Annotated in this window: 20 protein-coding genes; 13 read left to right on the forward strand and 7 right to left on the reverse strand. The window is 42.3% G+C overall.

What is annotated here, in order from left to right; translation table 11 throughout:
- Nucleotides 1-69 precede the first annotated feature (69 nt).
- Complete coding sequence (locus QM738_RS25350) at nt 70-912, reverse strand: hypothetical protein (protein WP_462279579.1); 843 nt, start codon at nt 910-912, stop codon at nt 70-72.
- Nucleotides 913-1135: 223 nt separating this feature from the next.
- Here QM738_RS25350 and QM738_RS25355 point away from each other — a divergent pair, with 223 nt between their 5' ends.
- The 3 genes from QM738_RS25355 to QM738_RS25365 are packed head-to-tail and all read left to right on the forward strand — an operon-like array spanning nt 1136 to nt 4007.
- The gene (locus QM738_RS25355) at nt 1136-2128 is read left to right on the forward strand and encodes a helix-turn-helix domain-containing protein (RefSeq protein ID WP_462279580.1); all 993 of its coding nucleotides are present in this window, start codon (nt 1136-1138) and stop codon (nt 2126-2128) included.
- Entirely contained in the window at nt 2125-2979 is an 855-nt protein-coding gene (locus tag QM738_RS25360) for a hydroxymethylglutaryl-CoA lyase (RefSeq protein ID WP_462279581.1), read from the forward strand. Before QM738_RS25355 ends, QM738_RS25360 begins: the two co-directional genes overlap by 4 nt.
- Nucleotides 2980-3005: 26 nt before the next feature.
- Complete coding sequence (locus QM738_RS25365; protein ID WP_462279582.1) at nt 3006-4007, forward strand: GSCFA domain-containing protein; 1002 nt, start codon at nt 3006-3008, stop codon at nt 4005-4007.
- A gap of 18 nt (nt 4008-4025) precedes the next feature.
- Here QM738_RS25365 and QM738_RS25370 read toward each other — a convergent pair whose 3' ends face one another.
- Both QM738_RS25370 and QM738_RS25375 read right to left on the reverse strand, forming a co-directional pair.
- Nucleotides 4026-4637, reverse strand: coding sequence for a MiaE family protein (locus tag QM738_RS25370; protein WP_462279583.1), 612 nt, complete (start codon nt 4635-4637; stop codon nt 4026-4028).
- Between the two features lie 48 nt (nt 4638-4685).
- The gene (locus QM738_RS25375; RefSeq protein WP_462279584.1) at nt 4686-4874 is read right to left on the reverse strand and encodes a hypothetical protein; all 189 of its coding nucleotides are present in this window, start codon (nt 4872-4874) and stop codon (nt 4686-4688) included.
- 67 nt (nt 4875-4941) lie between these two features.
- Between QM738_RS25375 and QM738_RS25380 the strand changes: the two genes are divergently transcribed.
- From QM738_RS25380 to QM738_RS25400, 5 genes are all read left to right on the forward strand, one after another.
- Nucleotides 4942-7398 (forward strand): penicillin acylase family protein, encoded by a 2457-nt coding sequence (locus QM738_RS25380; protein ID WP_462279585.1) that lies wholly within the window; start codon nt 4942-4944, stop codon nt 7396-7398.
- Nucleotides 7399-7438: 40 nt separating this feature from the next.
- Nucleotides 7439-7783 carry a hypothetical protein gene (locus QM738_RS25385; RefSeq protein ID WP_462279586.1) on the forward strand — a complete coding sequence of 115 codons (345 nt, stop codon included), beginning with the start codon at nt 7439-7441 and terminating at the stop codon, nt 7781-7783.
- Between the two features lie 76 nt (nt 7784-7859).
- On the forward strand, nt 7860-10412 hold the full coding sequence (locus QM738_RS25390; RefSeq protein WP_462279587.1) for a DUF5686 and carboxypeptidase regulatory-like domain-containing protein: 2553 nt from the start codon (nt 7860-7862) through the stop codon (nt 10410-10412).
- Nucleotides 10413-10532: 120 nt separating this feature from the next.
- Nucleotides 10533-11576, forward strand: a complete 1044-nt coding sequence (gene trhO / locus QM738_RS25395; protein WP_462279588.1) for an oxygen-dependent tRNA uridine(34) hydroxylase TrhO — start codon at nt 10533-10535, stop codon at nt 11574-11576.
- 251 nt (nt 11577-11827) lie between these two features.
- The gene (locus QM738_RS25400; protein WP_462279589.1) at nt 11828-12772 is read left to right on the forward strand and encodes a hypothetical protein; all 945 of its coding nucleotides are present in this window, start codon (nt 11828-11830) and stop codon (nt 12770-12772) included.
- Between the two features lie 68 nt (nt 12773-12840).
- On the opposite strand, the gene QM738_RS25405 is transcribed toward QM738_RS25400, so the two are convergent.
- The gene (locus QM738_RS25405) at nt 12841-13962 is read right to left on the reverse strand and encodes a lactonase family protein (protein WP_462279590.1); all 1122 of its coding nucleotides are present in this window, start codon (nt 13960-13962) and stop codon (nt 12841-12843) included.
- A gap of 26 nt (nt 13963-13988) precedes the next feature.
- Nucleotides 13989-14912, reverse strand: a complete 924-nt coding sequence (locus QM738_RS25410) for a phosphoribosylaminoimidazolesuccinocarboxamide synthase (RefSeq protein WP_462279591.1) — start codon at nt 14910-14912, stop codon at nt 13989-13991.
- A 138-nt stretch (nt 14913-15050) separates the two neighbouring features.
- Between QM738_RS25410 and QM738_RS25415 the strand changes: the two genes are divergently transcribed.
- The 3 genes from QM738_RS25415 (at nt 15051) to QM738_RS25425 (ending at nt 19728) form a co-directional block, all read left to right on the forward strand.
- On the forward strand, nt 15051-17822 hold the full coding sequence (locus QM738_RS25415; protein WP_462279592.1) for a TonB-dependent receptor: 2772 nt from the start codon (nt 15051-15053) through the stop codon (nt 17820-17822).
- 44 nt (nt 17823-17866) lie between these two features.
- Nucleotides 17867-19138: a hypothetical protein gene (locus QM738_RS25420; protein WP_462279593.1), complete on the forward strand. Its 1272-nt coding sequence runs from the start codon at nt 17867-17869 to the stop codon at nt 19136-19138.
- Nucleotides 19139-19311: 173 nt separating this feature from the next.
- On the forward strand, nt 19312-19728 hold the full coding sequence (locus QM738_RS25425) for a hypothetical protein (RefSeq protein ID WP_462279594.1): 417 nt from the start codon (nt 19312-19314) through the stop codon (nt 19726-19728).
- A gap of 90 nt (nt 19729-19818) precedes the next feature.
- Here QM738_RS25425 and ychF read toward each other — a convergent pair whose 3' ends face one another.
- Nucleotides 19819-20916 (reverse strand): redox-regulated ATPase YchF, encoded by a 1098-nt coding sequence (ychF, locus tag QM738_RS25430; RefSeq protein WP_462279595.1) that lies wholly within the window; start codon nt 20914-20916, stop codon nt 19819-19821.
- 227 nt (nt 20917-21143) lie between these two features.
- On the opposite strand from ychF, the gene QM738_RS25435 reads away from it, so the two are divergent.
- Both QM738_RS25435 and QM738_RS25440 read left to right on the forward strand, forming a co-directional pair.
- Nucleotides 21144-22634 (forward strand): nucleoside recognition domain-containing protein, encoded by a 1491-nt coding sequence (locus QM738_RS25435; protein ID WP_462279596.1) that lies wholly within the window; start codon nt 21144-21146, stop codon nt 22632-22634.
- A gap of 124 nt (nt 22635-22758) precedes the next feature.
- Nucleotides 22759-23259, forward strand: coding sequence for a hypothetical protein (locus QM738_RS25440; protein WP_462279597.1), 501 nt, complete (start codon nt 22759-22761; stop codon nt 23257-23259).
- A gap of 74 nt (nt 23260-23333) precedes the next feature.
- Here the strand turns inward: QM738_RS25440 and QM738_RS25445 are convergent, their stop codons facing one another.
- Nucleotides 23334-24146 (reverse strand): hypothetical protein, encoded by an 813-nt coding sequence (locus QM738_RS25445; RefSeq protein ID WP_462279598.1) that lies wholly within the window; start codon nt 24144-24146, stop codon nt 23334-23336.
- Nucleotides 24147-24169: the final 23 nt, after the last annotated feature.

Genomic DNA, 24169 nt, shown 5'->3' on the forward strand with positions numbered 1-24169 from the left:
AATAGCACAATACTTAATAAAATAAGCAGGTACAATCTTTTTTTAGCTTTTACTTTTATATACATAGGTTTAATTTTCTTTACTGATGGAAGAATGATTTACTGCGACTTCCAGTTTGGCAATATTCTTTTGTTGTTTGCGTCTGCCTTTATCAAGGTCCAGGTAATTCCTGCTGCGGATATTGATATTGCCTTTTTTATCCAGCGCAACAGTATTCACATTTACCATCTGGCCTTCGGTGTAATTGTATTTTTTCCAGCTGCCTAAATAATTCCATACCGGCGTCCACACCGCTTTTTTATATTTTTTACCCCAGGGGTAACCGGCAAAAGCATAGTTATCACCGAATATGCCGGGCTTGTTCATTACCCAACTTTCGCTGGCATAAATATTACTTAAGGGGAATAGTTTGCCAATGCCGATCATGAGTGAATCACCATTCATTCTTCCTGCAGGTGCAAGATCGTTGCCCGGAAAATCGAATGTGGCGCCGCCATAACAACTGCCAATGCCAATGCTGGTGCCGGCATCGCAAAAAGCATCTAACTGTTGCAGCCATTGTGTAGTGGCGCTGTCGTGGATGTTTTTATAACTGAACTCATTGTTGCCGATATGGAAAGAAGAATAACCCTGCTTGTACAGGCCATGACTATCGAACCACATAGAGCCGATCATACCACTGTCTTTAAGCAAGATGGCTTTTATTTTTGTTACTGCTTCTTCATCGGAGCTTACATTTAAAAAATGAAAATTCTTATTGAACACATCACTTACCCATGCCTGGAATTTTACGGTTACGGCAGAAAAATGAAAGCCCTTGTCTTTACCGGTGATATAGAAATTATGCCTGGTTTGCTGTGCGGCTGCTGTTAACGAAAACAGTATGGCGGCTGATAAGAATATTTTTTTCATGATGCGCTGGTTGATTGTGGAGTAAAACTAAAATGACAGAAAAGCGTTTCATAATTGATAAATGGCACAGGGTAGCACTGATTACGGGATATTATTAAACGGAGTTTATGGTTGGTTGCGTAAAACGGAATGTTGCTTAAAAAGGGCGTATGTGTATTTGAGAAATGCAGGTTTCAATAAACAAAATGCACGGATTACGGAAAATCCGTAAATTTATTTTGAAATGACAGCAACCAACCTGCAAAAAGAACTGTTTAATTACATCAAAGAGGGACTTCCTTCGCATATTTCGCTGGCAGATGCCCTGGCCGATCTGCTGGATATCAGCTACGATAGTGTGTACCGCCGCATCAGGGGCGAAAAGCCGATCACACTCGATGAATTGAAACTGATCTGCGAAAGATTTGATCTTTCCATGGACCAGGTACTGCAATTAAAGAGTAACAATATTCTTTTTACTGATCCCGAAGCAAATGATACGGTACATGATTTTAAACAATACCTTACCGGTTTATTACAGGCATTCACACAATTCAGTGAGTTTGGCCAGCGGGAAATGTTGTACCTGAGCAAAGATGTTCCCTTCTTTCATTTTTTTTGTTATAAAGAACTGACCGCATTCAAAGCTTTTTTCTGGGATAAGAGTATTTTGAATAACCCGGCATACGAAGGAAAAACATTCAGCTTAAAGAACTATGATGTTACCGAAGCTTTTGGCATGGGGCAAAAAATATTACAGTTGTACAACGAAATGCCCTCTTCGGAAATATGGAATTACGAAAGTATCAACAGTACCATATTGCAGATAGCATACTACCGTGATGCAGGAATTTTTGAAACGAATGAAGACCTGAATGCGGTGGTGGACAGTTGCGATGCCATGCTGCAGCATTTGCAAAAACAGGCAGAAAAAGGCGTAAAATTTTTACCCGGTGTGGGAGAGGCTGGTCATAAAGCGGCGTTGAAATTTTACATCAACGAAATAATACTGGGCAATAACAGCATCATGGTGGAACTGGATGGCAAACGCATTTCGTTCATCAACTATATTGTTTTAAAATACATCAGTTCCACCGATAAGAAATTCACCGCAAAAACATTTGATAATTTTAATAATCTTGTAAGCCGCTCTGTAATGATCAGTGCCACGGGAGAAAAAGAGCGGGTCAGATTTTTTAAAGCATTAAGGGAAAGGGTACAGGCATGCAAAAAATGAATACGATAAAACTGGTGGAATGTCCCCGCGATGCGATGCAGGGATGGGCGCATTTTATTCCTACGCAAAAAAAGATCGATTATATCAATGCGTTACTGAAGGTTGGTTTTGATACGATAGATTTTGGCAGTTTTGTTTCGCCGAAAGCTATTCCGCAAATGGCTGATACGGCCGAAGTGGTAAAGCATTTAGAGGTAGCAACCAGCCGTTCAAAATTGCTGGCGATAGTTGCCAATGAACGCGGTGCTGCGGATGCAGTGTCGTACGATGCGATCAGCTATTTAGGTTTTCCTTTTTCTGTTTCCGAAACTTTTCAAAAACGAAATACCAATTCCACTATACAGGAATCACTGGGCAGGGTAGAGGAGATACAGAACCTTTGTGTGAAGAATAAAAAAACACTGGTGGTATATATTTCCATGGGCTTTGGCAATCCTTATGGCGATGCGTATAATGAAGGCATTGTTTTTAACTGGGTAAAAAAACTGGTGGAGATGGATATCAGTATCATCTCGCTGGCTGATACGGTGGGCCTTGCCACAGCGCAGCAGGTAAGCAGCATCACCAGACATTTAGTGGATCATTTGCCCGGCACCGAAATCGGTGTGCACCTGCATTCCACTGCCATTAACTGGCAAGAAAAAGCAGCTGCTGCGTTGCAGGCCGGCTGCACCCGTTTTGACGGTGCATTAAAAGGCATTGGCGGTTGCCCGATGGCTGGCGACGACCTGGTGGGCAATATGGATACGGAACTGATGATACCTTATTTTGAAGCTTCCCATTATAATACCGGTGTCGATCATGCTGCACTGCAGCAAGCCAGCCGCTTGGCCGCAGGTATATTCATTTAAGTGCGTGTAATTATTTAATTTGCGGCATGGATTTTCATTTGGAATTTTCTCCCAAACCATTTGCTCAAAAGATCAATCATCGTCAACAGTTGCTGTTGATGGGCAGTTGCTTTACAGAAAATATCGGCGATAAATTAATAGCGCACAAGTTCAGCGTAATGCAGAATCCCAATGGTATTTTGTTCAATCCCGTAAGTGTGCAGGAAGCGATCGAAAATTATGTGGATGATACGACTATTAATGACAATGACTTGTTTTACCTCAATGAAGCCTACCATAGCTGGCAGCACCACAGCCGCTTTTCGGGCATTACAGCTGATGAGGCAGTAACAAAGATCAATACTGCTGCACACGAAGCACATCTTTATTTAAAAAATACGGATTATCTCATTATCACTTACGGCTCTGCATGGGTATATGAATTAACGGATAAGGCTGTCAATGCAGTAAAGGGAAATGTTGCTGCCAATAATCATAAAGCGCCTGCCGATTGGTTCAACAGGCGGTTGCTGAGTAATGATGAAGTAATAGCGATCATCAGCAAAACGGTTACCGTACTACAGCAATTCAATCCCGGCATAAAAATAATTTTCACCATCAGCCCGGTAAGGCATTTAAGGGAAGGCTTTGTAGAGAACAACAGGAGCAAGGCTGCACTGATCAATGCGGTGCATACGGTAATAGATACAATGCAAAACGTATTTTACTTTCCTGCTTACGAACTGGTGATAGATGATCTGCGGGATTACCGTTTTTATGCGGAAGATATGGTGCATCCGAATTATGCAGCCACTAATTATGTGTGGGAAAAATTTATTGCCACCTGCATTGACGAACCTTCACAAAAGCTGATGCAGGAAATAAACGAGATCAATGCTGCTATCCATCATAAACCATTCAACGCCAATTCTGCAGCGCATCAAAAATTTCAACAAACCAATCTTGCCAAAATAAAAGACCTGCAAAACCGATTCAGCTATTTAGACCTCTCCAAAGAAACCGCCTTCTTCGGATCTCCAAAAATCTAAAATCTAAAATCGGCAATCCTAATGTATCCTGTCCCCCCTCACTTCCAGTTCCTTCATTAATTCTTTTTCAAACTGCAGCCATTCGCTCCAGCGTTTGCGTACTTTATCTTTCGGTAAATAAAACTCTGCAAGATTGATGAATAAAGTATAATGACCGGCCTCGCTCTCCATGAATTTGCGGTAAAAATTACGCATATACGCATCATCGAGGCCTTCGCTTAATCTTTTAAAACGTTCGCAACTGCGGGCTTCTATCAATGCCATTGTTAATAGCCGGTCTAAAAAACGATCTTCCACGTTACCGTCTTTCTTCTGAAATTCCAGCAATTTGTTCACGTATTCGTCTTTACGTTGTTTGCCGAGTTGTAAATTTCTTTTTTTCAGTTCGGCCAGCACCATCCGGAAATGTCCCCATTCTTCTGTAACGATCGGCGCCAGTTCTTCCACCATTTCCACCCGGTCGGGGTAACGTTGTATCAATGATATACAGGTAGTGGCAGCTTTCTGCTCGCAATATGCATGATCGGTGAGTATCTCTGCCAGTTCCATTTCGGCCAGGTTTACCCAGCGTGGATCGGTAGGCAACTGCAGGCCCAGTATGTTCTTAACGTCGATGGTTTCTTCTTTCATGTTGCAAAAATAAAAAACTGCCTTCGTACAAAGACAGTTTTTGTTTTTTTATTGCTGTACCCAGGGAATACGGATAGTGCCCCGTTGTTCAAGATGTCTGATTGAAAAAATCATCCGTTCTTCTTCACTGATCATTTTTTGCTGCAACAGATAATTACCACACAAAATTGGCGTTATTCCTCTTGTAATACAATACCCTTTTAGTTGTATTTTTCTGAACAGCAACTGCTTTTGCATTACCTGTTTATGGTATTTTTAGCGGATAGATTTTTTTACTTAATTTACGGGATAATAAAATTGCTTTATGAGAATAGTTCCTTTTATAATAAGTGCGGTTATTACTACCGGGTTGGTATTTGTACTGAATACCAGGCTTACCCTTGGGGGTAATGAAGCACCTGCCTTCGGAAGTTTTTTTAGCCCGCAACATGGCTTTTGGCAAAATGCCGAAAGTGTGAACGAGGATTTTGCTGCCGATCTTAAATTTCCCCAACTGAATGGAAAGGTAACGGTGTATTTAGATGACCGGCTGGTGCCGCATATTTTTGCTGATGATGAAAATGATGCTTATTTCGTGCAGGGCTTTTTGCACGCCAAGTTTCGTTTATGGCAGATGGAAATGGAAACACGCCTTGCTTCCGGCAGGGTAAGCGAACTGGCGGGTGATAAGGCGCTGGAACTCGATCGCCAGTTCAGAAGGCTGGGTATGACCTATGCTGCAGAAATTGCTGCTGCTGAAATGGATAAAGATCCCGTGATAAAAAAAGAATGCGATAACTATACCGCAGGTGTGAACGCTTATATTGCCACGCTTACAGCAAGCTCTTTACCGCTGGAATATAAACTGATGGGGTTTAAACCCGAAAAATGGAGCAATTATAAAACAGCGCTGTTCTTAAAGATGATGTCGTGGGATCTTGCAGGCCATGAAAATGATTTTGAAATGACGAATGCAAGAAGCTTTTTTAAAGCGGATGATTTTGCAAAATTATTTCCCGCCTTACAGGATTCACTCGACCCGATCATACCTAAAGGAACTGCATTTGCAACACAAAAAGTTTTTCCAAAAGAACCTGCAGGAGATTCAGCTTATTTAAATAACCAGGAGGTGGTGGTAAGCGAAATGCAAAAACCTGACAGGGAAAATGGCAGCAACAACTGGGCAGTGAGCGGTAAAAAAACACAAAGCGGTGCACCAATATTGTGTAATGATCCACACCTTGGGTTAAATCTTCCATCTCTTTGGTTCGAGATACAGATCACAACGCCTGATTTTAATGCCTATGGTGTATCATTCCCCTGCTCACCGGGCGTGATCATTGGCTTTAACGACAGCTGTGCATTTGGTGTAACCAATGGCGGCAGGGATGTGAGGGATTATTATGAAATAACTTTTAAAGACGAAAGCCGCAAAGAATATTTATTCAATGGCAGTTATCATCCTACAAAATTCAGAACTGATACTATTAAGATAAAAGGCAAACCTGATTATATCGATCCTGTTGCTTATGTGCAGCTGGGCGATAACTGGTGCCCTGTAATGTTCGATAAAACTTACAGTGGCAACCGCACCACCAATAATAAGAACTATGCGGTAAGATGGACGGCGCATGATCCGAGCAATGAACTGAAATATTTTAATTTAATAGACCGTGCAAAAAATTACAGCGATTACCAGGCGGCAGCAGTATATTTTCATACACCGGGACAAAACTGTTTGTTCGCTGCAAAGAATGGTGATATTGCTATCCGTACACAGGGCGACTGGCCTGCAAAATGGAAAGGGCAGGGGGATTATGTAATGCCGGGTATTGATACCAGTTATTTGTGGCAGGGAATGATACCGCAGGATGAAGTGCCTTATCAATATAATCCTGAACGTGGTTTTGTAAGCAGTGCCAATCAAAAGCCGGTGGATGATAATACGTATCCTTATTATTTAGGGAGAAACTTTCCATTGTACCGCGGCATTGAGATCAATAAGCGCCTGGCCACCATGAACAATATCACAGCACAGGATATGATGGCATTGCAAACAGATAATTACAATCTTTTTGCACAATGGACCCTGCCTTTATTCATGAAAGGTATTAAAGAGAATGACCTGAATGCGGATGAAAAAAAATACGAGGATATTTTGAAAGGATGGGACCTGAAAAATGATGTGGGTTCAAAAGGTGCTACTGTATTTGAAGGGTGGTGGAATAATTTATTGGATACCGTGTATGCAGATGAATTTGCAAAAGCGCCGAAAAATACCAAGTATCCTTTTGAAAGTACCTTGCTGGAAGGTTTGCTGAAAGATTCAGCTTATAAATATTTAGATGATATCAATACACCTGCCATAGAAACACTGGCAGATGAAGTAACTGCTGCATTTAAAAAAACCACTTTGCAACTTAAAAAAGCAGAGCTGGAAGGAAAACTGGAATGGGCAAAATACAAGGGCACTTATATCAATCATCTTGCAAAACTACCGGCATTCAGCAGGCTGAATTTACCCATAGGGGGAGGCGTGCATAATATCAATGCCACCAAAGAAAATCACGGACCCAGCTGGCGCATGGTGGTGAGCCTTACACAAAAAACAGAAGCGTTTGGTGTATATCCCGGCGGGCAAAGCGGTAACCCCGGCAGTAAATATTACGACAACTTTGTGGATTACTGGGCTGCCGGTAAATATTACGCTTTATGGGTAATGGCCAAAGGAGAAGAAAAAGATAAACGCATTAAATCGGTAATGACCTTTGGCAAAGGATGATAAAAACGATCAAAATACTTCATGCATTAACCAACAAAAAATGAAACTCACTATCTCGCTTATATTAACTGCATTACTGGCATTTGCACTTTGTTTATTCTTACCCTGGTGGAGCATCGCCATAGCAGCGTTTGCTGTTGCTGCAGTGATACCGCAAAAGCCAGGCAAAGCTTTTCTTACCGGTTTCAGCGCCCTGTTTTTATTATGGGGTGGATTATGTTTGTGGATCAGCAGCAGCAATGGTCATATACTGGTACAGCGGATATCCATGCTTATATTAAAGATGAACAATCCCTACATACTCATTTTTGTAACTGCTACCATCGGTGCACTGGTAGGTGGTTTTGCAGCATTGACCGGCAGTTACCTGCGCCAGAAAAAATAAAAAATATTTTGGTGACTAATTTTAGACTTTTGGTAACAAAAGCAGGTCTATTTTCGTACTAACATTAAATATTGTTATGAACAAACTGCTGGTACTGTCCTTTCTTTTTATTTCCCTTCAATCTGCAGCGCAAAAAATTTCCGGTACGGTCTTTAACGATAAAGGCGACCTGTTGCCTTATGCGTCCGTTACGATCAAGGGTACATCAGCAGGGGCGAGTGCCAACAACCGGGCAAAATTTTCTTTTACAGTAGCCCCAGGTACGTATATAGTAACCTGCCAGCATATTGGTTATACCAGGCAGGAAAAGAAAGTGGTTGTGAACGGGCAGGATGAAGAGATCACTTTTATTCTTACTGAACAAAAACTGGAAATGAAAACAGTGGTGGTGCAAAGCGGTGGAGAAGATCCTGCTTATGCGATCATACGGCAGGCGATTAAAAAAAGAGAATATTATAACAAACAGGTAAATGCTTTTGAATGCGACCTGTACACGAAGGATATCATTAAATTAAGAAGTCTGCCCAAAAAGATCATGGGGCAAAAGATACCCGATGCCGACCGGAATGATATGGGACTGGATTCTTCCGGCCAGGGCATTATTTATTTATCCGAATCTGTTGCAAGGGTACACGCCAAACAGCCCGATAAATTTAAAATGGAAGTGTTGAGCAGCAGGGTAAGCGGCAGCGGTGGCTTTGGTTTTACCTTCCCTACGTTTATCAGTTTTTATAACAACAATGTAAGGGTGTTCACTGAAAAGTTAAATCCCCGTGGTTTTGTTTCGCCCATTGCAGATGGGGCTTTGAATTTTTACAAGTATAAATTCCTGGGTAGTTTTTTTGAGGATGGTAAAGAGATCAATACCATCCGTGTAACACCGAAGCGTAATTATGAACCCCTGTTTTCCGGTGTGATCTATATTACGGAAGGGGACTGGCGTATCCATAGTTGCGACCTGTTCCTTACCAAAACATCACAACTGGAGATCATTGATACTTTGCAGATAACACAGATACACGTTCCCGTTAGTAATGATGTATGGAGGGTAAAGAACCAGCTACTGCACTTTAACTTTAAACAATTGGGTATTGATGCGGTAGGCAATTTTGTGAATGTATATTCTGCATACAATATCAATCCTTCATTCGGTAAAAAGTATTTTGATAATATCATTATCAAATACGATACGGCTGTAAATAAAAAGCCCAAAGAATACTGGGATACCATTCGCCCGGTACCACTGGAACCCGAAGAGAAAAAAGATTACCAGGTAAAAGACAGTATCTACCAGGTACAGAAAGATTCTATGCTGAGTAAACGATCGGTAGATTCGTTGAACAAACGACAGGGTAAGATAAAACCGCTGGATATTTTCTGGAGTGGCATCAACCGTACCCATTACACTAAAACCGGTTCCACCAGCTGGGGTATTGAATCATTGATAAAGAACCTCGAATACAATACAGTGGAAGGCGCTGTTATTAATACTAATTTCTATTATACTAAATATTTAAAGAAATTAAAATCCAATTTCTCCATACGGCCGCATGTGCGCTATGGTTTCAGCAATACACATTTGAACGCCTGGGCCGATCTTAGTTTTGGCACCCGTGACTGGAGTACGGACCGTAAGATAAAACGGCAGAGCTGGACCTTATCGGGTGGTAAACGTGTAAGCCAGTTCAATAAAGAAAGTACGATCACGCCATTGAATAACAGCATCACTACTTTGTTCTGGGGTGATAATTTTATGAAGATCTACGAAAATTATTTCGGTAGCCTGGGCTTTAATAAACGATTTGAAAGCGGCCTGCGTTTTTCTGTAAATGCCTTGTACGAAGACAGGAGGCCTTTGGAGAATACCAGCAACTTTACAGTATTCAAAAAAGATACCATCAATATTACACCGAATTATCCTGTTAACAAGATCATCACGCAGCAGTTTACACCGCACCAGGCATTCATACTTAGTTTTGATATCAGTATCAAACCGGGTCAAAAATATATCCAGTTCCCTAACAATAAAGTGCCGGTGGGCTCAAAATATCCAACGTTCAGTTTTAATTATACCAAGGGTATTGAAAATGTTTTTGGCAGTGATGTGAATTTTGACAAATGGAAATTCACCGTGAATGATACCAAGAATTTTAAACTGGCAGGAGAGTTCCGTTATAAAGTAGGTGTGGGCGGTTTCTTAAATAATAAGAAAGTATTTATCCAGGACTTCCAGCATTTTAATGGCAACCGTTCCGGCGCTGCCAGTGAATATGTGAACAGTTTTCAGCTGGCGCCTTATTACGCCAATAGTACCAATGCCGGGTTTTATTCTATTGCACATATTGAACACCATTTTAATGGTTTGCTTACCAATAAAATCCCTGTGTTCAAAAAACTCAACTGGAATATGGTGGCGGGCAGCAATGCTTTTTATGTGAATAGGAATAATAATTACGCAGAATTCTTCGTTGGCCTCGAAAATATATTTAAACTCTTCAGGGTTGATTTTGTGGCAGCTTACCAGGATGGCAAACGCGGTGTAACAGGTGTGCGCATTGGTTTAGGAGGGCTTATAGGTGGCACCATCAAGCCCATCAATGGCGGTAAAGCCATTTCGGTAAGTTTATAGTTTTAAGTATCTTTGCATAAAATAATTTGGTTTGCCCTGCAAGCATCCAATTGTTGACAAGGTCAGACGAGGGCGTCAGACCTTGTCAACGGTTTCCTTAACCGGATCAAATTTAAAATTATGGCAGTACTACACAACCGGGTTTCCCAGGCGGAGCTTAAAAAATTATTGCACCAGGAAACAACTCCACGCACCACCATCTCTTTTTACCAGTATTTTACCATCGGCGATCCGCAACAGTTTCGGGATGAAATGTATAAAGCGCTGAATGCTTTAAAAGTATTTGGCCGCATATATATTGCGCAGGAAGGCATCAATGCACAGATCAGTCTGCCTGCAGATAATTTCGATGCATTGAAAGCATATTTGTATTCCATTGATGCACTGAATGGGTTGCGGCTGAACATTGCTGTGGATGATGATGGTAAATCCTTTTGGGTATTGAAAATAAAAGTGCGGGACAAGATCGTTGCTGATGGTATTACCGATCCATCCTTCAGCATGGAAAATAAAGGCCGCTATGTGAATGCGGAGCAAATGAATGAATTGCTGAAAGATGATAATACGGTTGTGATCGATATGCGCAATCATTATGAATATGAAGTGGGGCATTTTGAAAAAGCGATCGAGATACCCAGTGATACTTTCCGGGAGCAATTGCCGATGGCGGTGGAAATGATGCAGGATAAAAAAGAACAGAACATTATTATGTACTGCACCGGCGGTATCCGTTGCGAAAAAGCCAGCGCTTATATGCTGCACAATGGGTTTAAAAATGTGTTTCACCTGGAAGGCGGCATCATCAATTATGCCAAGCAAACCAAGGCGAATGAGCTGCCCAGCAAATTCATCGGTAAGAATTTTGTATTTGACGACAGGCTGGGGGAGCGCATTACAGAAGACATTATTGCCAAATGCCACCAGTGTGGTAAGCCTGCGGATACCCATACCAACTGTAAAAACGATGGCTGTCACCTTTTATTCATCCAGTGCGAAGACTGCGCTGCCCAATACGATGGCTGCTGCAGCGAAACCTGCCAAACCACTTACAACCTGCCCGCCGAGGTACAGAAAGAATTAAGAAAAGGCGTGGACAAGGGCATGATGGTGTTTAACAAAAGTAAAAAAAGGCTGCGCCCGAGGCTGGGTGATAAGGACCAATAAACCAACCCGGTACGATCTCCCGTTTTATTCGCCCCATTTCGTGTAGTAATATGAACTACACCATATAAAAGGCTGTTTTATATGCAAAAAACAGCCGCCCCAAATGCTCTGTAACCCTTGCCGGGCAATAATTTCCCGTTCAAAACGTTCTTTGACCGTAGTAATATTTTAAAAAAAATTTAACCCCCTTTTAAACCCTGAACCTTTACCGCTGTCTATGGTGAGCATCATTCACCACTTAAAAAAATGTTATGAAAAAAATCGTAATCTTATCCACCGCTCTTTTAATGAGCACTGCGTTGCTCTTCACGTCTTGTAAAAAAGTAAAAGACGATAGCAACAGCAGTACTACAGAAAACACCCAGGAATCAAAAATTCAGTCCGACGACCAGGCAAATGTTGCCGGTGTGATGGACGAGGCCACTACTGATGCAAGTACTTCAGTAGAAAATGTGATCGCTGTTACCGGTGACAACATTGTTAATCACTTTCTCAGTCCATGTAATTCAACCATTACTTACGACACTTTAAATGCAGTAAGAACATTGACCATTACTTACAATGGTGCTAACTGTGCAGGTACATTTACCCGTACAGGTTCTATCACTATCTCTATCCCTGCAGGCGATAAATGGAAGAATGCCGGCGCTAAACTCACCATCTCTTATAACGCACTCAAGTTTACCAGGATCGCTACGCAGAAAAGCATTACTGTTAATGGCAGTGAAGTGGTGACCAATGTAACCGGTGGTTTATTGTATCAATTATCTACTATCGGAACTATCACACACACCATCACCAGTGCAGGTATGACCATTACATTTGATGATGGTACACAACGCAGCTGGCAGGTGGCTAAAAAGAGGGTGTTCACTTACAGCGGAGGCGTAGTGATCTCTACCAGCGGTACCCATACTGATGGCAGCACCACCGGTATCTCTGAATGGGGTACTAACCGCCTGGGCAATCCATTTGTAACTGAGATCGTTGATCCATTGGTTATCCGCCAGGATTGCGCTTTCCGTCTTACCAGCGGTCATGTTAAACACAGCAGGCTGATCCGCACCGTAGATGTGGTATTTGGACTGGATGCAAATGGTAATCCAACCAGCTGCCCCGGCGCAGGCTATTACTACATGAAATTAACATGGGTAAATGTACTGGGAGCGACTACTACAGTGATATTGCCATACTAAGTTTACTGAAATCAGAATAATAAAAAACCGGGTTAATATAACCCGGTTTTTTTATTACAATGCGCATATTATTTGATCCACTTGATACAAACCGGCACCGGCACGTGTATTCTCTTACCGGTATCAGTAAGCAGACCGGTCTTTTTATTCACTTTAAATATGATGATATCATCTGTATACTGGTTGGCTACCAGTAAAAAATTACCGGAAGGATCAAAATTAAAATTACGGGGGCCTTTACCTAACGTTGACTGGTACCCGACATTGGTGATCTTTCCACTTGCAGGATCGATGGAGAAAATGCTGATATTGTTATCATCGCCGCGGTCGCTGCAGTATAAAAAGCGGCCATCTGCAGAAACATGGATATCTGCGGCGCCTACAACGCCTTTAAAATCTTTTGGTAACAAGCTGGTGCGTTGCTGCAATTGCAGTTTGCCATTGTTCAATTTATAACAAACCACTGTGCCGCTCATTTCTTCTATTAAATAAACAAATTTGCCGTTGGGCGAAAAATCAAAATGCCTGGGACCGCTGCCGGGTGTGGATGCTGCTTCGGAATAAAACTGCAGGGAGCCTTTGTTTTTATTAAAAGCATAGGAAGTTAATTTGTCGGTGCCCAGGTCGGCTACCAGTAAATATTTTTTATCGGGTGTAAATAAAGATGAATGTACATGCGGTCCCTGTTGCCGGTCGGTATTAGGGCCGGAGCCGGTATGCTGTATCACCTGCTGTAAGGTATCCAGTTTTCCTTTAGTAGCATGCAAAACACCAATGGAACCACTGGAATAATTCGAGGCAAATACCCAGCGCCCCGAAGCGTCTTCTGTAACATGGCAGGGATGCTTGCCACCCGATGGTTGTTTGCTGATCTCTGTAAGCGTTCCCTTTGCATGATCGAATGAAAAAGAAGAAATATTACCGCCCACAATAAAACGGGTGCTGTCTGCATTCTCATTCACTGCATACACGGTTTTTTTATCGGGTGCTATGGCTAAAAAAGAGGGGTTGGAACTTTTGGTAACGCTTACCAAACTATTATCACCGGTAAGGGTGTTGAATTTGTACACGTAAATGCCTTCGCTTTTACTATTGGCACCGGTATACGTGCCCACCAGTAAATAATTCTCTTTTTGTGCCAATGCGGGCAGGGCACAGCATACCAGTATATACAGCAGGCATTTTTTCATCGTTCGTATTTTAAAGATGCAATATTTCAGAGGTTCTTCAGAGTATCAATGATGATCTTTTCTGTAGCATCATCACTTAATTCCTGCGGTACAAATTTTTCGCCGATCACTTTTTCGTACAATTCAATGTATCGTTTACTGATCACATCCACCCATTCATCATCCATCACGGGAACGGTTTGTCCTTCCTTACCCATAAAATTATTAGCGATCAGCCATTCTCTTACAAACTCCTTGCTCAATTGTTTTTGGCGTTCGCCTTTTTGCTGGCGTTCTTCAAAACCATCTGCATAAAAATACCGGGAGCTGTCGGGCGTATGTATCTCGTCCATCAAAAATATCTCGTCGCCTATCTTACCGAATTCGTATTTGGTATCCACCAGTATCAGTCCCTGCTTTGCTGCAATTTCCTTACCTCTTTCAAAAAGTTGTAAAGTAAGTGCACTCAGCTTTTTCCATTCGTCTGCCGTGGCCAGCCCCTGGCTGATGATGGCTTCGGCGCTGATGTCCTCATCATGCCCTTCTGCCGCTTTGGTGCTGGGCGTAATGATGGGGGATGGGAAATAATCATTTTCTTTCATACCATCGGGCATGGTTACACCGCACAAGGTCCTGCTGCCGGATGAATAAGTTCTCCAGGCATGACCTGTAAGGTTACCCCTTACCACCATTTCTATTTTAAAAGGTTCGCATCTTTTACCGATGCTAACATTGGGTGCCGGGGTTGATAACAACCAGTTAGCACAGATATCCTTTGTAGCGTGCAACATATATGCAGCTATCTGCGTTAATACTTGTCCTTTAAAAGGGATAGGGCGGGGCAGGATCACATCGAAGGCGGATATACGATTGCTGGCGATCATTACCAGTAAATTATTGCCAATGCTGTATACATCTCTCACCTTTCCTTTGTAAAAAGCCGTTTGATCGGGGAAATTAAATGAAGTCATACCGCTAAAATAGCACCAAGTGGTATAAAAGCCTAAATTTGTTCTATAATGTATTGCACAGGCGGTTGGAAATAAAATTTCCCCAAAAAAATAACAATCCTTACTTTGCCTTATATTTTAAACCCAAATAAAAGCTATATGAGAAAAATTGCAAGCTATGTAGTTACTTTTATTTTGGCCAATGTTGTAGCGATTGCAGCATTTGCGCAAAATGTAACTATCAGCGGTAATGTACGTAACAGCAACACCAAGGAAGGAGCGGGTGCTGTTTCTGTTACTGTTAAAGGAGAATCCACAGGAACTTTTACGGACGACAAAGGAAATTATAAAATAACGGTTAAGAGCCTCCCGGTTACTTTACTGATATCTTCTGTAGGCTATGAATTACAGGAGGTTACAGTAAGCAGTGCCGGTTTTACACAGGTTGAATTCAAGCCTTCTGCCGCACTGGGCCAGGAGGTGGTGGTATCTGCTACAAGGGTGCCGCAAAAGATCATGGAATCGCCTGTTTCTATTGAAAGGGTGAGCGCTGCCAATATCCGCAATGCCCCTTCTGCGAACTTTTACGATGTGGTGATGGCACTGAAAGGTGTGGATGTTACCACTTCTTCCTTAACTTTTAAAACACCCACCACCCGTGGTTTCAACAGCAGCGGTAACACCCGCTTTAACCAGCTGGTGGATGGTATGGATAACCAGGCGCCCGGCCTTAACTTTTCGGTTGGCGCCATCATCGGTTTAAGCGAACTGGATGTGGACAATATTGAATTGCTTTCCGGTGCATCTTCTGCACTGTATGGCCCCGGTGGTATGAACGGTACTTTGCTGATGAGCAGCAAGAACCCTTTCAAATACCAGGGTTTTTCATTTTTGGTAAAAGAAGGTATCATGAATGTAGGCAATGGCCGCAGTGGTACACCTTATCATAACTGGAACCTGCGCTGGGGTAAAAAAGTATCTGAAAAATTTGCTTTCAAGATCAATGCAGAATTAATTCAGGCTAAGGACTGGACCGGTAATGATAACAGGAACTACAGCCGTACCGGTACTACCGGTGCCGTTATTCCAGGCGACAGGAAGACCGATCCTAACTACGATGGTATTAATGTGTATGGCGATGAAACGACGGTTGATATCCGTGCATTCTATTCCAGCATTGCAGCCAGCCTGCCAGGCGCTGCCAATTTTATTGCTGCCAATAATTTACTGGCAACTGCACAAAATGTTTCCCGTACAGGATATACCGAAAAAGAATTGCTGAACCCCAACACCGTGAACTTTAAACTGGCAGGATCGGCACATTATAAATTCACACCCAATACCGAACTGGTTGTTGCCGGTTACTGGGGTACCGGTAATACTATCTATACTGGTAGTGACCGATATTCCCTGAAGGATTTTAAAATGGGCCAATACAAAGTGGAATTGAATAACAAGAACTGGTCTTTACGTGCTTATACCACGCAGGAAAATGCCGGTGAATCTTATAACGCTACCGCCACCACGAGGATATTCAACGAAGGTTGGAAAAAATCTGTTACTACTGATGCAGCCGGTAACCCTACACCACAGGCAAGTGACTGGTATGTACAATATACTTTTACTTACCTCAGCAACCTGATGAATGGTATGACGCCGTATGATGCACAATTATCTGCCCGTTCAGTAGCGGATGCAGGAAGGCCAGCAGCCGGTACACAATCATTCATTGCGGCGTATGATGCCATCCGCAAAAAACCAATTTCTCAAGGCGGTGGTTTGCTACTGGATAAATCTGATCTGTATGCTGCAGAAGGAAGTTATAACCTGAGTTCTGTTACCAAAGATTTTGCAGACATCTTAGTGGGTGCCAACTATAAAAAATATGTATTGAATTCTGAAGGTACTTTGTTTGCCGACCAGGATGGTACCATCGGCATTTCTACTTACGGTGCTTTTATACAGGCTACCCGTAATATCACCAACCGTGTAAAATTAACTGCTTCGGGCAGGTATGATAAGATGCAGAATTTTGACGGCCGCTTTACACCAAGGGTTACAGCGCTGATCAAATTAAAAGAAAACAATAACCTGCGTTTGTCTTACCAAACGGCTTACCGTTTCCCCAGCAGCCAGCAACAGTATATCGACCTGCAGGTGGGTAGTACCAGGCTGATAGGCAGCAACCCGATGTTTGCCACCAAATATGGTTTCCCTGCTAATCCGCTGTATACATTCACTACCACTACAGGATCGAGCACTATATCTAACTTTAAAGTGTTCAACCCGCCTGCAGTAAAACCAGAATCAGTAAGCTCGTTTGAAGCTGGTTATAAAGGTTTGCTGATGGATAGTAAATTACTGATAGACCTGTATGGCTATTATGGACAATACCAGAATTTTACCGGAAGGGTGAACACCATTCAAACCACTACCGGTGTAGCGGCTGATACATCCAACAGTGCAAAAAGAAGGAATATATCTGTAGTAGTGAACTCGCCAGATAAAGTAAAAACCTATGGTTTTGGAATTGGTGCTGATTACAGGCTGCCATTGAACTTTATGGTGGGTGGTAATGTGGCTTCGGATGTGTTGACCGATGTGCCGAAAGATTTTGTTGCTTACTTCAATGCGCCTAAATACAAAGTGAACGTGAATTTTGGTAACGTTGGTTTTGGAAAAGATAAGCGTTTAGCCTTTAACGTTGCCTACAGGTGGCAGCAGGGTTTTTATTACCAGGGAGATTTTGCCAATGGCAACCTGCCTGATGTAAGCACCGTGGATGCACAGTTCAGCATTAAACTGCCGCAAACAAAATCCATTATAAAATTTGGTGCTAATAACCTGCTGAACCAATATTATTACAATGCTATCGGTAACTCGCAGATCGGCGGTTTATACTATGTTAGCTTTGGATACAATGTATATTAACAGCAATGGTTGCTAAACCTATTTTAACAATAAAACTTACTATAATGAAAAATATCAATAATAAACTACGGGTTACTTACCTGGCAGTTTTATCTTCTATGGTTTTATTTACTGCGTGTAATAAAGACCTTGAAACATTACCGCCTATTGCCACACCGGTTTACCCGGCAGGTGCCGGTATTGCAGCCACACTTGCAGCCAATACCAATTACAGCTTCTACAGCGCCATGATCACCAGGGCGGGTATGGCAAGCGCATTGAATGATTCCACTAAAACCTTTACATTGTTTGCAACCGATAATGCAGGCATGAAGATATTTGTGAATGCTGCCTCCAGTGGTGCGGTTCCTTTAAATGCACCTGATGCTACCTTCCTGGGCTTTATTTCCGGTTCATTGCCGGTTGCGAGCGCACAGGGTATCATTCAATACAATTTGATTGGCCAGAAATTCACTGCCGCTTCATTCGGTTCTGCATTCCCCAATTATCCGCTCACCAGCCAGATAGTACTGGATGCCACACAACCATTTGTAAGGATGCCGATCTTCCCGGTTAAAGGATCTCCTTATTCCTACGTGAATACTATTCCTATTACAAGCACGGATATGGCTGCTGCCAATGGTGTGATACATACTACTTATACCATTGTATCTCCATTGCCTGCAAGCCCGTTGACCACTTTAAAAACGTTGATATCAGCAGATGCCAACCTTACTTATTTTAAAGCTGCTATTGCCCGTGGTGATAGTGGCCAGGTAGGTATCAGCGGCGTGGGCGCTTATGGTTTATCATTCGACTCTTTAATGAACTATCCTATAACCAATATGACGGTGCTGGCGCCAAACAATACGGCTTGCCAGACTTTGATCTATGGTTCTGTATATGCTACATTAGTGGCGCAGGGCGTTCCTCCGGCAACAGCAGCAACACAGGCTGCAACCATCTCGTCTTCACCGGCAGGCTTTAATGCATTGCCTGTTGCTACAGTAAGAGGTGTGGTGGCTTATCATATCCTTGCTTCAAAAAATACCGGTTCTTACAAACCAGATATAAGGGCATTCTCTGTTAACTTCCCTTCCACAGCGGGTAAATTTGCTACCACGCTGGTGAATGGTTCTATTGCTGCGCACCCGGGTATCATGGTACAGGCAACATTTGCCGGGCCATCTGTAACCGGTATCAAATTTACTGGTTATGGCACCTTCCCTCCGGGTGGTGCGCCGTATAGTGGTACTGCTGCCAATGCAACCGCATGGGACAGGAGTGGACTGAATGGTGTACTGCACGTGATAGATAATGTGCTGCTGCCACAATAAGCAAATGGGTTTATATATTGATAAAAGAAAGGGCTTCGATAGAGGCCCTTTCTGATTTTAAATAATTGATTGGTATTTCTTTTAGATGTGATTTTCTGGAATTGTTTCTAATTTAGAAATTGGTATCACTCATCGGTAAATATAAATGAAGCGTAAAAAAAGAAGAGTAAAATATGGAAATAAGATTAGAGACTATCAAAAATGAAATCATCAGGCTGTTGCAAAACATTGATACTGCTGAATGGGATACTGTTGAATTAGTTTTTGAGTTTCCTCCTTTTCTAAATAAAGGTTTCAATACTTTACCATTGTTTCTGGATAGGAATGGCAATCGCTTAAGAACATTCCTTAAATATGATGATGATTTTACTAAAGCTTTCTATTCATTTGTATTTAGAATAAATACAGATCATGACTATAACCAGATTAATTTTTCTGCAAAAAAAGGAGATTATGATAATGCAATTATAACCGTGTCCTTCAATGAAGTGTTAAGTACTAATTTTCTTAATAATATACCTGCATCAAAACGGGGCAAGAATATACCATGGTGGAGAAATCCTGAAGAAACTAAGGATTTGATTAAATAAGTGATCAAATATTAAGTGATATAAATACAGCCCCCAAAAATGGTGCTGCCATTATACGAAAGCTTACTGCTTTTCCGCTACGTTTGAATTTTACACGTTAAACCTGAAGTGCATCACATCACCATCCTTTACAATATACTCTTTACCTTCAATTCTTAACTTACCATTTTCCCTGCAGGCGGCTTCACTTTTGTATTGAATGAAATCATCGTAAGCAATTACTTCTGCTTTGATGAATCCTTTTTCAAAATCGGTATGGATTACGCTGGCGGCCTGTGGCGCTTTCCAGCCTTTGTGTATCGTCCAGGCACGTACTTCCTGCACACCGGCAGTAAAGTAGGTAGAAAGGTTCAGTAATTTATAAGTCGAATGGATCAAACGATCTAAAGCAGGTTCTTCCATTTTATATTCTTCCATGAACATGGCCTTATCGTCCGCATTCTCAAATTCGGCTATCTGTGCTTCAATAGCATTGGTCATCACGATCACTTCGTTGCCTTCGTTCTTTACCGCTTCCATCAATGCAGCAGAAAATTTATTGCCGGTGTGCATACTGGCTTCATCTACATTGGCAACATATAAAATAGGTTTGTCTGTAAGTAAAAAAAGATCGGCAATAGCTCCTTTTTCTTCTTTGCTTAAACCCAACGATAAGATATTCTTTCCTTTATCCAGGTGCTCTTTGCAACGAACCAGTACATCCAGTTCTGCTTTCATTTTAGCGTCGGTCTTGGCCATTTTTTCGGTGCGCTGCATTTTCTTTTCCACGCTTTCCAGGTCTTTCAGCTGCAGTTCCGTTTCAATGATCTCTTTATCACTTACCGGGTTGATCGGTCCTTCGTCCCTTAAAATATTATCATCTTCAAAACAACGGATCACATGAATGATGGCATCCACTTCACGGATATTGGCCAGAAATTTATTGCCCAGTCCTTCGCCCTTGCTGGCGCCACGTACCAGGCCCGCAATATCCACGATCTCGATCTGTGTAGGTACGATCCTGTCCGGCACCACCAACTCAGCCAGTTTGTTCAGCCTGGCATCGGGCACGTTCACCAAACCGGTATTGGGTTCAATGGTGCAGAAACGATAATTGCTGGCCTGCGCCTTGGCACTGTTGCTCACTGCGTTGAATAAAGTTGATTTTCCTACATTGGGTAACCCCACGATGCCTGCCTGTAATGCCATGTTATATTTTTAGATTTTAGATGGGCGATTTTAGATTTGCGGGTGCAAAGGTACGAGGGATTGTTGATTTTAGAATGGCGATTGCAGATTTCTTCTGATGAGAAAGCCGTCAATTTAATAATAAAGTATTATTTTCATAAATAGTTAGGTGTATGACTCCTTGAAAATCATACATCTAAAATCTGCAATCTGAGATCTACAATCTAAAATCGCAAATCTACAATCGAATGGCTTTAAGCAGGATATGGAGCGCTTTTATACTGGTGGCAATTTTAACGGCCGGTTACAGCTTTTTCTTCAATAAGAGCAAGGATGATGTTTTTATAAGGATGGTGTCGGGTACAGCTAAGGATGAATACAAATATGCTGTGATAGGGGATAGCACGTATGCTGCCAACTTAAAAAAACATTTGAAGGATTATAGTTTTGTATTCCAGGCTGGTACTGGAAAAGATACTATTGATAAAGATACCCGGTACCTGGTAACAGAAAATGCTGCTGCTGACACCGTATTGAAAATACAGCAAAAATATCCTTCCGTAAGAGTGGTTTCTGCGGCTTATATGTACGGCAAAAATCAAAAACCGGTGGATGGCGTTATTGAAACCTGCTGGACAGCGGTGGATATCTGCCTGAAACTGATCGGTATATTGTCTCTTTTTATCGGCTTCATGAATATTGCGGAAAAAGCCGGTGGCATCCGTTTTTTATCGAGGATCGTAGGTCCCTTCTTTACCAAACTTTTCCCGGAGATACCTAAAGGGCATCCTTCTATGGGGCATATGATCATGAACTTTTCGGCCAACCTGCTGGGGCTGGATAATGCGGCCACGCCATTTGGTTTAAAAGCCATGGAAAGCCTGCAGGAATTGAATCCCAATAAAGAAACGGCTTCCAACTCACAGATCATGTTCCTGTGCCTGCATGCAGCAGGACTGAACCTGATACCGGTAAGCGTGATCGCTGTGAGAGCCGCTAACAACGCTTCTGATCCCACGGATGTTTTCCTGCCCTGTATGATCGTGACTTTTGCAGGTACCCTTGCAGCGATGATCATTGTTTCCATCCGTCAAAAGATCAACTTGCTGCAACCCATCATCTTTGCATGGATATTTGGTATCTCTGCCATCATTGCTTTGCTGGTTTGGTATATTACCAAGCTGAACACCTGGGGTGTGCAATTGTTTTCAGGCTCACTGAGCAATGGATTGATACTGCTGGTATTTTTGCTGATCGTGATAGGAGGGCTTTATAAGAAGGTGGATGTGTTCTCCGTTTTTGTAGATGGCGCCAAAAGCGGTTTTGATACGGCCATCAGGATCATACCTTATATTTTGGGGATACTCGTTGCCGTTAGTATGTTAAGAACGAGCGGCACTTTTGATGTGATCATCAACGGGATCAAACATTTTTTTGCCATGCTGGGTGCCGATACAAAATTTGTGGATGGATTGCCTACTGCGCTGATACGGCCGCTGAGCGGCGGTGCTGCCCGGGGTATGATGGTGGATACGATGAAGGCTTACGGACCGGATTCATTTGCGAGCAGGTTGTCGGGCATTTTCCAGGGCGCTGCTGATACTACTTTTTACGTGGTGGCGGTCTATTTTGGATCGGTGAATATCAAGAATACCCGTTATTCGATAGGCACCATGCTGCTGGCCGACCTGGTAGGCGTACTTACTGCCATTGCGATGGCGTATAAGTTTTTTGGATAGGTGAGCAGTGGGTAAAAGGTTTTGAAATTTATTTGTGTAAAGAACGGGCTAAGTTCATCCTGCATAGAGAAGCACCTTAATAATATTACCAGGTGTTTCAAATAAAAACCAAACTCATTTTACCATGACTGCTGCTTTGAAAAAAATATCCCTGCAAACCATATTATTGAGCGGTTTGCTGGTGGGCACTTTAGATATCCTGTCTGCCTTTGTGGATGTGTATCTTTCTTCAGGAAAAAATCCTCTTATTGTACTGAATTATATTGCCCGGGGCGCTTTTGGTAAATCCGATTTTGCCGCTTCGGATGGCGGCGCTGCAATGGGCCTGCTGTTCCATTATATCATCGCTTTTTCTTTTACTGTTTTATTCTTCTTCCTCTATACCCGTTTCGACTGGATGCGGACCAACTGGGTGCTCACCGGTATACTGTACGGCCTTTTTATCTGGTGTGTGATGAACCTGGGCGTAGTGCGTTTAAGTAAGATACCTACCGGTCCCATCAGCGCTATGCAGCCTTTAAAGGTATTGAAGGCTGCATTGATACTTATTTGTATGATCGGGTTACCGCTGGCATATATTGCTAATAAAAGTGTTGACGGTGCAAATGAGAAAGGTAAGGTTTAATGTGATCTTGTAAAGTATAAAAAGAAAGAGGTTGTTTCGTAAGAAACAACCTCTTTCTTATAACCGGGATATTATTAGTAGGTTAAAAAAGTTGTAACTGGTCTTGCTGCAAGGTTTCCCCTGTAACTGCCATTATACACAGAAGTATAACTTCTTGTTGGAGTTGCACTGCTTACAACACCCTTTGCAAGTAAAGGAGTGGTGGTACCGGTTGCAAACACATACAGTGTATCCGTTAAACCAGAGGCATACGGTATAAATGGTGTTACTGCATTTGTTGCTACATTGGTGAATATCGGTGTAGAACCCGTAAAAGATGGCGCTAATATATTTACGTTATTCAACACTGCTGTGGGTACAAATGTTGGTGTACCGGATATTTTTTTCAGCGAATATACATCTACGCTAGCAACTGCTGTAGGATTGTAGATGAAGTTGCCAAAACGCAGCATCGAAGAAGTATCGGTAGGTACTGTTATGGTATTTTCAACGGTAACCTGCTTGGCGCTGGTAATGGTATCGTAAGTAAATACAGTGTAACTTTTTCCTGCGTCAAAAGACTGGGAAAAAGTTATGGGAACCTGTGTGGCTGCCGGTAAAGTATCCTTTATAATTACAGCCCTTGAGCCCGGAGTTACTATAAAAGAGTAGGCTGTAGCAGGAAATACGCCGCCGTAGGAAAGGGTAGCGCCTGATACGGGTGTGCCGTCGATATATACATAATTCCGGGTAGCTTTTAATGTTGCGCTGAAAACCTGCACGTTTGCAACGTTGCTCATGCCTGTCTGTATGGGTGCAATCTGCGGTGTTTCTTTATCGCACGAGAAGAAGGTGGAGGATAAAGCCACAACCCCAAGGCCCAGTATCATTATTTTTGTCAGTTTCATTATTATAAGTTTTCTTGTTAATA

Origin of the sequence: Ferruginibacter sp., from assembly GCF_049840995.1 — a bacterium.
GTDB lineage: Bacteria > Bacteroidota > Bacteroidia > Chitinophagales > Chitinophagaceae > Ferruginibacter.

Coding starts and splice junctions, on each gene's coding strand:
- QM738_RS25350 (WP_462279579.1), bottom strand. CDS start 912: ATGAAAAAAATATTCTTATCAGCCGCCATACTGTTTTCGTTAACAGCA.
- QM738_RS25355 (WP_462279580.1), top strand. CDS start 1,136: ATGACAGCAACCAACCTGCAAAAAGAACTGTTTAATTACATCAAAGAG.
- QM738_RS25360 (WP_462279581.1), top strand. CDS start 2,125: ATGAATACGATAAAACTGGTGGAATGTCCCCGCGATGCGATGCAGGGA.
- QM738_RS25365 (WP_462279582.1), top strand. CDS start 3,006: ATGGATTTTCATTTGGAATTTTCTCCCAAACCATTTGCTCAAAAGATC.
- QM738_RS25370 (WP_462279583.1), bottom strand. CDS start 4,637: ATGAAAGAAGAAACCATCGACGTTAAGAACATACTGGGCCTGCAGTTG.
- QM738_RS25375 (WP_462279584.1), bottom strand. CDS start 4,874: ATGCAAAAGCAGTTGCTGTTCAGAAAAATACAACTAAAAGGGTATTGT.
- QM738_RS25380 (WP_462279585.1), top strand. CDS start 4,942: ATGAGAATAGTTCCTTTTATAATAAGTGCGGTTATTACTACCGGGTTG.
- QM738_RS25385 (WP_462279586.1), top strand. CDS start 7,439: ATGAAACTCACTATCTCGCTTATATTAACTGCATTACTGGCATTTGCA.
- QM738_RS25390 (WP_462279587.1), top strand. CDS start 7,860: ATGAACAAACTGCTGGTACTGTCCTTTCTTTTTATTTCCCTTCAATCT.
- trhO (WP_462279588.1), top strand. CDS start 10,533: ATGGCAGTACTACACAACCGGGTTTCCCAGGCGGAGCTTAAAAAATTA.
- QM738_RS25400 (WP_462279589.1), top strand. CDS start 11,828: ATGAAAAAAATCGTAATCTTATCCACCGCTCTTTTAATGAGCACTGCG.
- QM738_RS25405 (WP_462279590.1), bottom strand. CDS start 13,962: ATGAAAAAATGCCTGCTGTATATACTGGTATGCTGTGCCCTGCCCGCA.
- QM738_RS25410 (WP_462279591.1), bottom strand. CDS start 14,912: ATGACTTCATTTAATTTCCCCGATCAAACGGCTTTTTACAAAGGAAAG.
- QM738_RS25415 (WP_462279592.1), top strand. CDS start 15,051: ATGAGAAAAATTGCAAGCTATGTAGTTACTTTTATTTTGGCCAATGTT.
- QM738_RS25420 (WP_462279593.1), top strand. CDS start 17,867: ATGAAAAATATCAATAATAAACTACGGGTTACTTACCTGGCAGTTTTA.
- QM738_RS25425 (WP_462279594.1), top strand. CDS start 19,312: ATGGAAATAAGATTAGAGACTATCAAAAATGAAATCATCAGGCTGTTG.
- ychF (WP_462279595.1), bottom strand. CDS start 20,916: ATGGCATTACAGGCAGGCATCGTGGGGTTACCCAATGTAGGAAAATCA.
- QM738_RS25435 (WP_462279596.1), top strand. CDS start 21,144: ATGGCTTTAAGCAGGATATGGAGCGCTTTTATACTGGTGGCAATTTTA.
- QM738_RS25440 (WP_462279597.1), top strand. CDS start 22,759: ATGACTGCTGCTTTGAAAAAAATATCCCTGCAAACCATATTATTGAGC.
- QM738_RS25445 (WP_462279598.1), bottom strand. CDS start 24,146: ATGAAACTGACAAAAATAATGATACTGGGCCTTGGGGTTGTGGCTTTA.